Raw genomic sequence first — 13,416 nt, 5'->3', positions numbered from 1 at the left:
CAGGACTGGGGCCAGCGGGGGCATCGAGCCGCGTCGAGGCTCGGTGCTCACGGGCACACGACGGGGCTCACCGACACGTTGCTCACGCGGAAGCTGTCCGCATTGGCCGTCACGCGGAAGCGCGTGATCCTCACGCCCGCGCCAAACATGGTGTTGAGGTTGAACACGCCGGTGCCGTTGACCGGCATGTTCCCCAGTGGTGCTCCGGCCTCGCCGAACGCCTGTATCGTGGCCTCACCCACGAACCCATCGCCATCGCCGTTGCCGGCGGATGACACGAAGTAGGTCGTCGACGTGGACGGGTGGTCGAACGTGAATTCGATGAACTCGTTGCCGTCCACGCTGTTGCTGCTGCTCCCGCCCACGATCCCCAGCCCGTTGAGGTTCAGCACGTTGATCGTGTTGCTGCCGGTCACCATGATCCCCGGCGGATCGTCGTAGAGCATGCCCGCGGTGAACGTGCCCTGGTTGGTGTAGTCGACCTGCGCGGGCCCCTGCAGCGCACACTCGCACAGGTCGCCCTCGAACATCGGCCCGCACTGGCACTCGAACGACTCGACGCCATCGATGCACATGCCATTGACGCAGGGCATCGGGGCGCAGTCGTCGGTGTTCACCTCGCACGCATCGCCTTCGAAGCCGCTGGGGCACTCGCAGCCGAACCCATCGATCTGGTCGGTGCAGGTCCCGCCGTTCTGACAGGGGGCATCGGCACACTCGTCGATGTCGATCTCGCACAGCTCACCCTCGAACCCAGCGGCACACTCACACCCAAAGCCCTCCCCGTCCGCGACGCACTCGCCCCCGTTCTCACACGGGTTGGACTCGCAGGCGTCGGCTGGCGGGATCTCGCAGGCGTCGCCCGAGAAGCCCTCGGGGCACACGCAGAGCGGCCCCTCACCCTCCGGGATGCACTCCCCGCCGTTCTCACACGGGTTGGGGTCGCAGGGGCTGCCGGGCCCCGTGCTGTCGTCCGCCGTGCTGGTCGAGTCTCCTGGACCCGTGCTGGTCGTACCGCCATCGCTCGCGTCGCTCGCATCCGTGTCGATCGGCGCATCCGGGGGATTGAAGCAAGCACCCAGGACGATCATGGGCGCCACCCAAAGACCAAGTCGGATCTTCATTCGGGGATACTACGGGGCTTCGGCCGAAGCGACCACCGTCCACGCACGCAGCACCGCGTCGGGATCGAGTGCGATGCCGTCGATCCCTCGCCGACCAAGAACGCCGCGAACTCCGCGTCATCGCATGCGCGTGACCGCACGGCCCAACGGTCGCCCGTGCTCGTGCGCACCGCCCATCGCAATCCGGCGTTCTCGTGCTCGACATTCCCGACCCGGCCCGCCATCCTGCCAGCATGACGCGCCCGCTCGGCCTCGTCCTCGGCCTCGCCCTGCTCACCTGCGGCTGCTCCGAGCCCGATTCCGAGCCCAGCGCCGAGGACTGGAAGCCCGTGGAAGGGCTGCCCGAAGCGTACGCCTACGGAGCCGTGTGGAGCTCTGGTCCGGAGGACGCGTGGGTCACCGCGGATGGAGGCCGCGTGTTTCACTTCGACGGAAGCACCTGGACCGAGTTCGCGCTCGAGACCACCGACATGATGCAGGGGATCTGGGCCTTCGGTCCCGATGACATGTGGATGGTCGGCGGCCAGAGCTTGGCCCGCTACGACGGCACGAGCTGGACCGTCACCGATCTCCGCCAAGAGGCGCCGGGCATCGAAGGCCTCACATCGATCTGGGGCAGCAGCCCCAGCGACGTATGGGTGGTGGGCTCGCAGAGCACGGCCGCGCACTGGGATGGAACCACCTGGGTGCGGCAGCTCGCCGCCGGCCCCGACAACACCGCGGTGTGGGGCTCGGGTCCCAACGACGTCTATACCGTGAGCGTGTTCGACGTCGCCCACTGGGACGGCAGCACCTGGACCACGCTCGAGGACGATCTGCTGTGGGGCGCGGATGGGGTGTTCGGCTTCGGCCCCGACGACGTGTGGCTGGCGACGGGTGACGAGCAGCTCGTCCACTGGGATGGCCTCGAGTGGAGCGAGATCGAGATCGACGTATTCGGCGGGCCCAGCACGCTGTGGGGGACCGCCCCCGACGATCTATGGGGCGTGGGCAGCTTTGGCTCGATCGTCCACCATGACGGTCGAGAGTGGCACGCGGTGGCCGAGCAAGCGCTCGGCAGTCCCTACCTGCGCACCTTCCATCGCGTGCACGGCAGCTCGGCCACCGACGTCTGGGCGGTGGGCTCGCAGGCGGGCGAAGACGGGGTGGTGCCGCTGCTCTGGCGGTACCTCCCCGACTGACGCGCGCATCGCTCCGAGCGCGACCGGATCGCACGAGGTGCGGCTCAGGCCTGCAGCGCCGACACCGGGGTGCTGGAGTGCCCTGCGCCGCCGCCGATCCCGGTGATCTCCGGGCACACGGCCTTGGCGCAGGTCAGCAGGATGTCGGAGGTGTTGGCGCCATCGCTGCGGTGGTGGATGCCGGGATGGGTCAGCGAACCTCCGCCACGTCCCGCCACGATGATCGGCATGTCGGTGACCGCGTGGGTGAGCCCCGACGAAGCATCGGAGCCCGCGAAGATCACGCTGTTGTCGAGCAGGTTGCCGGCCCCCTCCGGGGTCTGCATCAGCCGCTCGCACAGGTAGGCCAGCATCTGCATGGTGTAGATCGTCGAGGCATCCACCGCCTCGTTCTGGCCCGCATCGTGGGTCAGATCGTGGTGCCCCATGTTCTGCCCCAGCATGTGGAACACCGTGTAGCCCACGGAGCCGCTGAACTGGATGCTGGCCACCCGCGTGATGTCGCAGGCGAATGCGAGCGCGAGGACCTCGGCCATGGCGCGGTTGACCGGCTCGAGCTGCTCGTTGCCGTCGATGTCGTCGTTGCTCTGCGCGGTCTGGGGAGGAATCTCGCAGCTCGGGGCCAGCGCATCGATCTGGCTGCGAAGCTGCTCCACCGCCGCGAGGTGGGCATCCAGCCGCAGGCGATCGGCAGTGCCCACCCGGGCCTTGAGCTGCGCCGTGTCCTCGAGCACCGCGTCGAGGGCCGCCATGCGGTGGGGCTTTTCGGGGTCGTCGGGCACGGTGAACGAGGCGAACAGCCGCTCCCAGGCCTCGCGTGGGTCCTGGATCGCGGGAAGCGGCTGCTCGGGGCCCTTGTGCGACAGGAACTCGAGGCTGGGCCCCTCGCTGGTGACGACCCGCTTGGACACGCGTAGCTGCACCGACGGCAGGAACGTCTGCCCGCCGAGCCGATCGGCGACGACCTGATCGAACGACGGGCCACCGAACTTGCTGGCGTAGTTGGCCGAGCCGGGCGGCAGCTCGATGAACGGGTGGCCCGAGAACATCGCGGTGCCGTCGTGATGACCACGACGCAGCGGGAACGAGGCCGAGACCCGGTAGCCCGTGAGCACCGAGACGTAGTCACGCACGGCTGCGAACGGCTCGAGCTGAGGGGTCAGCGAGTAGCCGGGACCGGTCTGCGCGGGAGCAAAGCGCAGCGGTCCCCCTGGGTTGCCCACGTCGGCCAGCGCCACCCCGTTGCCCCAAAACCACGAGACGAGGCGCCGCGGCAGCTCCGAGCCGTCGGCCCAGGCCTCACCGTGTGCATCGAGCATGGCCTCGAGCGGCGGCAGAGCCAGCGCGACCATGGTGCCGCCCACCATGCCCCGAAGCATCGTTCGTCGACTCAGTCGGAATCGCTTGCTGACCATGATGCTCACTCCGGCTCGGCGACCACGCGGAAGGCGGGGCTCGCCACGATCTCGACCATGAGGTCCTGCATGCGGTAGCCGCTCTCGGCGAAGGCATCCTCGATGACGAGCAAGGCGTCCTCTTCGCCCGGCCCCTCGATGTGCCCGGTGGCGTGCCTATAGAGGTTGCGCACCAGACAGTGGGCCGAGTCGGGGCTGCTGGCCACGATCGTGCCCAGGCTCGCCGCACCGTCGAAGGCCTCGCCATCGAGCACGGCGCTCGAGTCGATGGGCTGCCCGTTGTCCTCGGTGCGAAAGCGTCCAATCCCGTCGTAGTTCTCCAGCCCGAAGCCGATGGGATCCATCATCTCGTGGCAGCCCCGGCAGCTTGGATCGGACATGTGCGCCTCCAGGCGCTCGCGCATGGTGACGCTGCCGTCGTTGGTGGGCAGATCGGTCACCACGCCTGGTGGTGGGGGCGGCACCGTGCGGCACAGGATGTTCTCGAGCACGAACTTGCCACGCAGGGTGGGCGAGGTGCTCGACACGTGGCCCAGCAGGCTCAAGAAGCCGCCGTGGCCAAACAGGCCGCCGCGCTTGTCGTGCCCGGCCAGGCTCACCTTGGTGTGCGTGTCGGACAGCTCGGCCGCTCCGGGAAGGCCATAGTGGAAGCCGAGGCGGGCGTTGACGAAGGTGTAGTCGGCCATGAAGACCTCGCGGAAGTCGGCCTCCTGCTCCCACGCGAGGTCCTCGATCAGCGCCAGCGTCTCGCCCCGCATGGCCTCGGCCAGCTCGGGGGTCCACTGCGGGAAGGTCGCCAGGTCCTTGGGCAGGCCCACGAGGTTGCGCAGCCGCCAGGCCTCGCCGAAGAACTCGCCCAGGCTCTCCCGCGCACGCGGACGCTCGAGCAGGCGCCACGCCGCCTCGCGAATGCCGTCGGAGTCGTACAGCAAGCCGGCCTCGGCGTCGTCGAGCAGCTCGGCGTCGGGCACGGTGTCGAGCAGGAAGAACGAGATGCGGCTGGCCAGCTCGTACTGGGTGAGCCGGCGTCGCGAGGGATCATCGGGGTCGGGCTCGCCCACCTCGACCTGATAGAGGAAGTACGGCGACTGCAAGAGCGCTGCGATTGCCGCTCGCAGCCCGGCTTCGAAGCCGCCGAGGTCTGCCGCCGCCGCGGTGCCCACCGCGGTGTAGCGCTCGATCTCCTCGTCGGTCAGCGGCCGTCGCCACGCTCGACGCCCGAAGCTGCCCACGACCTGGCGAATGCATGCTTCGTTGCCCGCACCGACGGGATCGCACGCGAGCCAGGTGTCGAGCGTGCCCGCGGCAGCGGCCGCCTCGGCCACCGCGCGGGCCGACCGCTCGTAGGCGTCGATTTCTGCGTCGCCGAGCGCGAGCTGGGCTGCACCCACGGCATCGAACCCATTGATGGCGTGGTTCTCGGGTGGATCGGCCGCAGCGGCCGCCTCGGGGCCCAAGAGTTCCTCCACGGCCCCAACGTACTGTCGCTGCAGCAACAGCCGCAGCGTGGCCGGAGCCGGATCGAGATCGGCCGGGATCTCGTCCCCGTCATCGCCGGCCGTCTCGGACTCGCCGCCATCGAGGCCCACGCTCAGGCCCATCCCGTCGTCGGAGCCCCGCTTGCAGCCCGGCAGCAACGCCGCCGTGCAGAGCCCGATCGCCAGCACCAGCCGTCGCCGACGCGCGTCCTCGCCGCGCCGTCCTTCGAGCATGTGCACGTCCACCCCCCTCATCCTGGCAAGTAGTGTCTCATATTCGCGGATGGTTCATGGATGGTTCACGGGTCGCTTGCAGGTAATTCATGCACGATCGAGCACATCGTGTTCTGCGATCGAGCTGCGGGCGCAACCGAGCCGGCGAGCGATTGGCAGGTTTCTTGCCCCCAAGGCCCCGCATCTGCCCAATGGCTGCATGAACCCCGCGCGTCCCCTGGTGCTCACCCGGATCCCGCCGGCCCTGCCGGAGCGCTTCAACTGGCTCGAGTCCATGCTGTTCGCGCCACGCCCCACCGAAGCGCGTCGAGCCGCCGAGCGCTACGTGGGCTTGCTGCTGTCGCGTCCGGCCCCGCCGCCGCGCCTGGCTCCCACGCTGCCCGAGCTGGTCTGGTCGACCGCCGCCGACTCGTAGCGGCCCCGGGCGCGGCTACCCGCCCATGCGGGCACGGAACCGCTCGAGGCTCTCGATCCGAAGGGTCGGATTGGTCTGGCGCACGTGCGCCATGGTGGCCCGCTCGCCGCCATAGGCATGGCCGGGTAGCAGCATGGTGTCGCCGGGCAACGACGACAGCCGCTGGGTCAGCGTCGCATACATCTCGTCGACGTTGCCGCCGGGGAGATCCACGCGGCCACATCCCTGCAGGAACAAGGTGTCGCCGGCCACGAGCGCGCCGCCGGACTCGCGCTCGGTCGCCTTGACCCGAAAGCACTGCGAGCCTGGCGTGTGTCCTGGCGTGTGCAGCAGCTCGATCGACAGGCCGCCCACCTCGACCCGATCGCCCGAGTCGTGCTCGACCAGGTCGGACTTCGACAGGCCGGTCACCACGCGTACGCCCTCGGCCTCGGCCCGGTGCACGTGCACCGGACACGGGCACCGAGCCATCAGGGTCGGCAAGCCCTCGACCTCGAGTCCGAAGATCGATCCGCCCACGTGATCGGGGTGATAGTGGGTGACCAGCGCCCCCACCACGCGCAAGCCCTCGGCGGCGGCGACGTCGAGGATGCCTTGCACGTCCCACGCGGGATCGACCACCAGACACTCGCCCGCCTCGCGATCGCCGAGCAGGTACACGAAGTTCTGCATGCTCGCCGCCGCGCCATCACGCTGGGCGAAGTCACGACCGGCAAGGAGCTGACGCACGAGGAGCTCGGCCATCACGGGAGGATACCTCGACCGTGGCGGCATCGACCCCTCGTCGACGCCGGCGGCGGCGCCAGCCCAGCAACCCCAGCACCATCAGCCCCGAGGGCGCGTACCCGGGCGAGGACCCGTCGCTGCGGCAGGCACATCCGGCCGGGCTCTCGTCCTCCCCGAACCCGGGTGGCAGCGCGCGCGTGTCGGTCTCGTCGAACCCGGTGCCGTCGCCTGGCCCATCCCCACCCCCGGGACCCACGCTGGTGGCCCCACCACCATTGCTCGTGCCCCCCGGACCATCGTCACCCGTGCCCCCCGGACCACCGGTGCCGTCGGGATCGGGGTCGCCCGAGTCTCCCGCCGAGGTCTCGCCGCCGGTGTCCCCGGCCGCCGGCTCGTAGGTGAAGCGCACCGCATCGTAGGCCACGTGGCGATCGAGGCCCACCGCCTCCCCGGTGTCGTCACCCAGCTCGATGCCCTCGCCCGCGTTCCCGACGAACTCGAACACCCCGAGCTCTTGCCAGCCCTTTTGCGTGCTCTGGTCCACCACCACCGGAGTCGTGCCCGCCGCGTGATGCACCAGGTAGGTGGCGTTGGTGGTGTCGGCATCGGCATCGGGGACGAACACCTCCACCCGGTAGTCGCCCGGCACCGACACCCCGAACCGCCACCGCGCGCTCGTCTCGGGAGCTGCGGCGTCGATGGCCCGGGTCCACAAGTGGTGATCGTCGTGCCCCTGGTAGCTGCTCCACCACGCGGTGGTCTGGCGCACCAGGCAGCCCGCATCCTCGTCGTCGATGGTGGTCGTACCGCCGTCGAGCAGAAGCGGGCACTCGGGACAGTTGTTGCTCTCGTACTGGGTGCTGGCGGAGGGATCGCCGTAGCCGGCGAAATTCCCGAGCACCGACTGGCAGTAGTAGCTCCCGCAGGTGTCCTGGACCTGCATGTGAAGGTGCGCCCCGCAGGCGTAGCCGGTCGCGCCGACCCTCGCCACGAGGTCGCCCACCTCGACCGCCTCACCCACCGCCAGCGGCGACGAGTTGGCCTGCATGTGCAGATACACGACCGAGGTGCCGTCGCCGTGATCGACGGTGATGTAGTTGGCGCCGCCCGAGTAGTCGGTGCTGCAGCCGCCCGTGGTCATGTTCATGCGCAGGTGCGTGACCACACCGGCCGAGACCGCCCAGATCTCCTCGCCCTCCTGGTGGGCGAAGTCCCACGCCCACGCCGAGGTTCCCGTGTGACTGCCTCCATTGTGCCCCTGGGTGCAGTACTCGACGCCACCGCAGCGCCAGGGGAGCTGCAGATCCGGGCCGGCCTTCACCGGCTCGTCCGGCGAGCGCAGGGGAAGCGCGTGACCGTGACCGTGCTGCGCTTCGACGACGGGTGCCCCATCGAACGTGGGTGCATACTCGGCGGGCGGACGCTCGACCCCTCCTCCGAAGGCGAGCAGGACCAAGGCAGGCACCATGGGATCAAGGTATCATGGCGACGGAGGCGGAGGCTGTTCGGCACGCCCCGGGCCGCCGCGCAGCTCGTCGAGCGCGTCGACCATCCGCCGCCGAACGTCGTCACGCAGCGACTCGATGGCCGCGGTGTGCTCGTCCGACCCCTTGGGGGCCGACGGGCGGGGCACCTCGACCCGATCGAGCACGCGCACGCGCACCCGTCGGTTGGCACCTCGCGGAAAATTCAACGAGCCCTTGACCAGCAGCTCGTAGGTCCCATCGAGCACGATCGGCAGCACGGGGGCCCCAGCCTCCACGGCACACGCAAACGCCCCGCTGCGGAACGCCTTGAGCGCGCCATCGGGCGAGCGCGTGCCCTCGGGAAAGAACACCACCGAGCCTCCCGCGGCCAGCACGGCCTCGACCATCTCCTGCATGCGCTCGAGGTTGCCGGCCCGCCTGCGATCCACGGGGATGTGCCCGCACGCCCACAGGTGCCAGCCCACCAGCGGCACGCGGAACAGCTGCTTCTTGGCCACCCAGCGGTAGTCGATGTCGAGCATCGAGCCCAGCGCCGGGATGTCGAGCAAGCTGGCGTGGTTGGCCACGATGATCGACGGCTTGCCGGCGACCTTCTCGACGCCCTCCGCCGCGATCCGCATCCCCACGTCGCGCACGATGCCCTCGCACCAGCGACGCATGATGATCTGCGGGAGCTTGGGGCCGGTGAGCGCGCGGGCGACCACCGAGGACGGGCAGTACCACAGGCACAGCCCGATGAACCGGCGCCAGCTGAACACCGCGCGCGTGCCATCGACCACTCTGACGAGTGCGTTCGTGCTCATGCCTCGCTCATGCCCCCCTCATGCCCGGATTGGCGCGTCAGCGCTTCATCGGAGGGAGGGTGTCGGTGACGGTGGCTCGGTTGTCACGGGTGGACCGGCGCTGATCGTGATCGTTGCACACCAGCGCCACCACCACGGTGATGTTGTCGTCGCCGCCGCGCTTGTTGGCCAGATCGGTGCACAGCTGCGGCAGATCGGCGTACCAGTGGTCGCGCGCCAGCTCGGCGATCTCGTCGGCCTCGATGTAGTTGGCCATGCCGTCCGAGCACAGCAGGAAGGCATCGCCCGGGTGCACGTTGAACGGGATCACGTCGGCCTCGACGTGGCGCTCGAAGCCCACCGAGCGGGTGATGATGTGCTTGAGATCGCTGGCGGCCGCTTCTTCCTCGGTGATGAGGCCGGCCTGGAGCTGCTCGTTGAGCCAGCTGTGATCGTTGGTGAGCTGACGGCAGGTCCCGCCGCGCAGCAGGAACGCCCGGCTGTCGCCCACGTGGACCACGTAGCCGCGACGACCATAGAGCAGCATCCCGGTGAGCGTGGTGCCCATGCCCTGGAGCCGATGGTCGGCCGCCGCCTGATCGAAGATGCGCGCGCTCGCCTCGCTGGCCGCGGCGCACAGCAGCTCGGAGATCGCGGTCCCACGATGCTGCTGGGGCACCGACCGCAGCGCCTCCACCCCGCGACGCACCACCTTGTCGACCACGTCCACGCACAGCTGGGAGGCGTGGGCGCCTCCGGCGTGGCCTCCCATGCCGTCGGCGACGAGATAGAGGCCGATCTCGCCGTCCACCAAGTGGCTGTCCTCGTTGTGGCTGCGCACCCGACCGACGTCGGTGGCGGGCCAGGCGATGATCCGCACGGGCGAGACGATATCACGAGGAACGGCCCGTTCCGGAACGAACGGCATGGACGGGGGTGCCCATGCCTGGCCCGCGCGAGATCACTGACGATTTGCGCAGGTCGGGGGTGCCCCCGACCGCGTGATCCCCGGCCGATTCCGGCCAGCGCCAACCACTTAGAGCTGGGTGATGTTGAGGATCCAGTCGCCAGTCGCCCCGCTGAAGCCGCTCACCGCGATGAGGACCTCCTGGCCAGCGACGAGGTTGGTCTGGAGTTCCGACTGCAGGCTTCCGCCGGCCTCATCGTCGTTGCACGCGAAGTCGGCCAGGCCACAGCCATCGTGCAGCGACAGCGCGGTGTCGTAGGTCGAGCCGAACGTGTCGAACACGTAGGACGTGGTGACCGGCGCGACGAAGCGAACCACGTGATCCACCGAGCCACCGCCGGCGCAGCTCTGGGTCAGGTCCTCGTCCTCGCCCACCGTGGTGCCCATGGCCACGGCCGCGCCCACCGACGACCCGATGTCCGTCTCGATGCAGGCCAGACCGATGTTGAGCACCCAGTCACCGGTGGCGCCGTTGAAGCCGCCCACCGCCATCAGGACCGACTCGCCGGCGGCCAGGGTCAGGACCATCTCGGACTGGAGGCCACCGCCGGCCGCGTCGTCGTTGCAGGCCAGCTCCGGCCCGCCACAGTCACCGAACGCGGCGAGGGCCGTGTCGTAGCCCGAGCCGAACGTGTCGAACACGAAGTCGCCGGCGAACGGCGCGGTGAACAGCACCACGTGATCGACGACCCCTGCTCCTGCGCCGCAGCTCTGGCCGAGGGTGTCGTCCTCGCCCACCGTGCTGCCCGACGTCACCGGGGTTCCCAGGGCCCCGCCCACGTCCTCCTCGGCACAGCTCAGGTCTCCCGGGGGCGTGATGTTGAGCACCCAGTCGCCGATGTCACCCGAGAAGCCGTCGACCACCACGAACACGGTCTGCCCCGCAGCGAGGTTGACCGTGAGCTCCGACTGGAGGCCGCCCCCGAGGGCGTCGTCGTTGCAGGCGAGCTCGGCTCCGGCCGCACACAACGTGAAGATCGCCAGCGCGGTGTCGTAGCCGGAACCGAAGGTGTCGAACGTATGGTCACCGGCGACGGCGGCGGTGAAGCTGATCACGTGATCCGCTCCGCCCCCCGCGGCACAGCTGATGGGCAGGGTGTCGTCCTCGGCCACCGTGCTGCCCGAGGTCACCGCCGGGCCAGTGCTGGACCCGATGTCCTCCTCGGCCAGGCACGTGCACCCAGTGGTGTCGTAGGCCGCACACGCCACGTCGCAGCCCAGCATCCCGCCGCCGAAGCCCTGGGTCACGCAGGTCTCGCCCCCCAGGTTCGCGCCGTCACAGACCTCGGCGCCCTCGATGACCCCGTTGCCGCACATGAAGGCGATGCAGCCGCTGGTGTCGAAGGCCATGCAGCCCGGGTCGCAGCCCAGCGTGCCCGCATCGAAGCCCTGGCCGATGCAGTCCTGACCGCCGAGATCGGTGCCGTCGCAGGTCTCCATGCCCTCGATGACGTCGTTGCCACACATGAAGGAGACGCAGCCGGTGATGTCGAAGGCCATGCAGCCCGGGTCACAGCCCAGCGCGCCCGCGTCGAAGCCCTGGCTGATGCAGTCCTCGCCGCCGAGGTCGCTGCCATCACAGGTCTCCATGCCCTCGATGACGTCGTTGCCGCACATGAAGGAGACGCAGCCGCTCGCATCGAAGTCGGAGCAGTCGGCCGCGCACGCCAGCATCCCGGCGTCGAAGCCCTGGCTGATGCAATCCTCGCCGGCGAGATCGCTGCCGTCGCAGACCTCGTCGCCCTCGGCCACGTCGTCGCCGCAGCTCGGCCCGCCGCTGCTCGAGTCGCTGCCGCTCGACCCGCTGCCGCTGGAGGAGTCGAGGCTCCCCATGGTGGTGTCCACCATCGTATCGGTCGCGGTGTCGGTGTCGGCCATCGTATCGGTCGCGGTGACCGTGGTCGTGGTCGGGTCGACGGTGGGACTGGTGGTGGTGGTGGTGGTGTCGTCGTCGCCGGTGCTCGAGTCGGGGGTGGCCGGGATGTCGTCGCTGCACGCGACGGTCAACATTCCGAGGGCGGTGAGGTAGGCCAGCTTGCTCCGCATGTCCGAGCGACTATCGACGGACACGAGGGCACGGACAAGCCTGGACGCCAGTGAGCGTTCCCCGTGCGTGGCCCATCGATCGTGCCCCGGGCCGTGGGTCGACTCCCCTCGATTCGCGGCCGCACCGGCGTCCCACGACCGTTCTCGGCCCGACGCGCGGGCTGCGTGTATCCTGCGCGCCGCCCATGAGCCCCGCGCTGCTGATGCTGCTGCTGTACGTCGCGCTTCAGCTCGGTGTTGGGGTGATCGTCTCCCGGCGGATCCGCAACGAGAACGACTACCTCGTGGCGGGTCGAAGCCTGGGGCCGCTGCTCGCCACCGCCTCGGTGTTCGCCACCTGGTTCGGGGCCGAGACCTGCGTGGGCGCGGCGGGCCAGGTCTACGCCGAGGGGCCGAGCGCGGTGTCGGCCGATCCCTTCGGCTATGGCCTGTGCCTGCTGCTGATGGGCGCCCTGCTGGCGGGGCCGCTGTGGCGTCGCGGCACGGTGACCCTGGCCGACCTCTTCCGCGACCGCTACTCGCCCGCGGTGGAGCGCACCGTGGCCCTCCTCATCATCCCCGGCTCGCTGCTGTGGGCCGCGGCCCAGATCCGTGCGTTCGGCACGGTGGTCGGGCTGGCGGCAGACCTGTCACCCGAGGCGGGCATGGGGATCGCGATCGTGATCGTCCTGGCCTACACGGCCACCGGGGGCATGCTCGCCGACGCCTACACCGACGTGCTGCAAGGCGTGGTGCTCATCGGAGGTCTCGTGGTCCTGCTGGTGGTCGCGCTGCCGGATCTGGGTGCCGTGCTCGAGCCCGCCAACACGGCCGCGACCCCGACGAGCCCCGAGCCCGGCGCGGGCTTCCTCACCACCCTCAACGACTGGGCGATCCCCGTGCTGGGCTCGCTGTTCGCCCAGGAGCTCGTGATGCGGATGTCCTCGGCCCGCAGCGCCACCCTGGCCCGTCGGGCCACGATGGGTGCCGGCGCCATCTACCTGGTGGTGGGCGTGATCCCGGTGATGCTCGGCCTGCTCGGTCGCACGGTGGTTCCGGGCCTCGACCAGGCCGACGCGGTGCTCCCGGCCGTCACGCGACACTACCTCGGCGAGCTCGGGTTCCTGGTGCTGAGCGGCGCGCTGGTGTCGGCCATCCTCTCCACGGTCGACAGCGCCCTGCTCGCCTGCGGCTCGCTGGTGGCCCACAACCTGCTGCCCGCCTCCGTGCGCCAACGAGACGATCGGACCGCGCTGCGGGTGGCCCGGGTCAGCGTGGTGGGGCTGGGCCTGCTGGCCTATGGGCTCGCGCACGGCAGCGAGAGCGTGCATGGCCTGGTCCAGGAGGCCTCGGCGTTCGGCAGCGCGGGGGTGTTCGTGATCGGCACGCTGGCCCTGACCGGTCGGGTGGGAGGTCCTGCCGCCGCCCTCACGGCCCTGGGCCTCGGCGCGGGCTCGTGGCTGCTGTTCGCCCACGGACTGGGGAGCCCGGTCGCCTATCTATGGTCGCTGCTGTGCGCCGCCGCGGGCTACGCGATGGTGGCCCTGATCGAGCACCGCCGCGTCGCGAGCCAGGCGTGAGC

General features: G+C 69.9%; 11 protein-coding genes. 3 read left to right on the top strand and 8 right to left on the bottom strand.

What is annotated here, in order from left to right; genetic code table 11:
* Positions 1–47 precede the first annotated feature (47 nt).
* Positions 48–1,124, bottom strand: coding sequence for a calcium-binding EGF-like domain-containing protein (locus OEB96_RS19485; protein ID WP_266217772.1), 1,077 nt, complete (start codon positions 1,122–1,124; stop codon positions 48–50).
* Positions 1,125–1,357: 233 nt separating this feature from the next.
* Here OEB96_RS19485 and OEB96_RS19480 point away from each other — a divergent pair, with 233 nt between their 5' ends.
* Complete coding sequence (locus tag OEB96_RS19480) at positions 1,358–2,305, top strand: beta propeller repeat protein (RefSeq protein ID WP_266217770.1); 948 nt, start codon at positions 1,358–1,360, stop codon at positions 2,303–2,305.
* A 44-nt stretch (positions 2,306–2,349) separates the two neighbouring features.
* Here the strand turns inward: OEB96_RS19480 and OEB96_RS19475 are convergent, their stop codons facing one another.
* Entirely contained in the window at positions 2,350–3,672 is a 1,323-nt protein-coding gene (locus OEB96_RS19475; RefSeq protein WP_266217769.1) for a DUF1552 domain-containing protein, read from the bottom strand.
* Between the two features lie 53 nt (positions 3,673–3,725).
* Positions 3,726–5,444 carry a DUF1592 domain-containing protein gene (locus OEB96_RS19470; RefSeq protein ID WP_266217768.1) on the bottom strand — a complete coding sequence of 573 codons (1,719 nt, stop codon included), beginning with the start codon at positions 5,442–5,444 and terminating at the stop codon, positions 3,726–3,728.
* Positions 5,445–5,631: 187 nt separating this feature from the next.
* Between OEB96_RS19470 and OEB96_RS19465 the strand changes: the two genes are divergently transcribed.
* Positions 5,632–5,847: a hypothetical protein gene (locus OEB96_RS19465; RefSeq protein WP_266217766.1), complete on the top strand. Its 216-nt coding sequence runs from the start codon at positions 5,632–5,634 to the stop codon at positions 5,845–5,847.
* Between the two features lie 15 nt (positions 5,848–5,862).
* Here OEB96_RS19465 and OEB96_RS19460 read toward each other — a convergent pair whose 3' ends face one another.
* From OEB96_RS19460 to OEB96_RS19440, 5 genes are all read right to left on the bottom strand, one after another.
* A complete protein-coding gene (locus tag OEB96_RS19460) occupies positions 5,863–6,591 on the bottom strand; it encodes an MBL fold metallo-hydrolase (RefSeq protein ID WP_266217765.1) in 729 nt (242 codons plus the stop codon).
* Positions 6,551–8,041, bottom strand: a complete 1,491-nt coding sequence (locus tag OEB96_RS19455; RefSeq protein WP_266217763.1) for a golvesin C-terminal-like domain-containing protein — start codon at positions 8,039–8,041, stop codon at positions 6,551–6,553. The genes OEB96_RS19460 and OEB96_RS19455 overlap by 41 nt, the downstream gene beginning before the upstream one ends.
* Before the next feature lie 12 nt (positions 8,042–8,053).
* Positions 8,054–8,863, bottom strand: coding sequence for a lysophospholipid acyltransferase family protein (locus OEB96_RS19450; protein WP_266217761.1), 810 nt, complete (start codon positions 8,861–8,863; stop codon positions 8,054–8,056).
* Positions 8,864–8,900: 37 nt separating this feature from the next.
* The gene (locus OEB96_RS19445; protein ID WP_266217760.1) at positions 8,901–9,722 is read right to left on the bottom strand and encodes a PP2C family protein-serine/threonine phosphatase; all 822 of its coding nucleotides are present in this window, start codon (positions 9,720–9,722) and stop codon (positions 8,901–8,903) included.
* A gap of 156 nt (positions 9,723–9,878) precedes the next feature.
* Positions 9,879–11,855 carry a hypothetical protein gene (locus OEB96_RS19440; RefSeq protein WP_266217758.1) on the bottom strand — a complete coding sequence of 659 codons (1,977 nt, stop codon included), beginning with the start codon at positions 11,853–11,855 and terminating at the stop codon, positions 9,879–9,881.
* Positions 11,856–12,040: 185 nt separating this feature from the next.
* Here OEB96_RS19440 and OEB96_RS19435 point away from each other — a divergent pair, with 185 nt between their 5' ends.
* Positions 12,041–13,414, top strand: a complete 1,374-nt coding sequence (locus OEB96_RS19435) for a sodium:solute symporter family transporter (protein WP_266217756.1) — start codon at positions 12,041–12,043, stop codon at positions 13,412–13,414.
* Positions 13,415–13,416 lie beyond the last annotated feature (2 nt).

This window comes from Paraliomyxa miuraensis (assembly GCF_026337845.1).
GTDB classification, from domain to species: Bacteria; Myxococcota_A; Polyangia; order Nannocystales; family Nannocystaceae; genus Paraliomyxa; species Paraliomyxa miuraensis.
The sequence above is the reverse complement of the archived record's forward strand: the minus strand, read 5'-3'. Positions and strand labels throughout refer to the sequence as shown.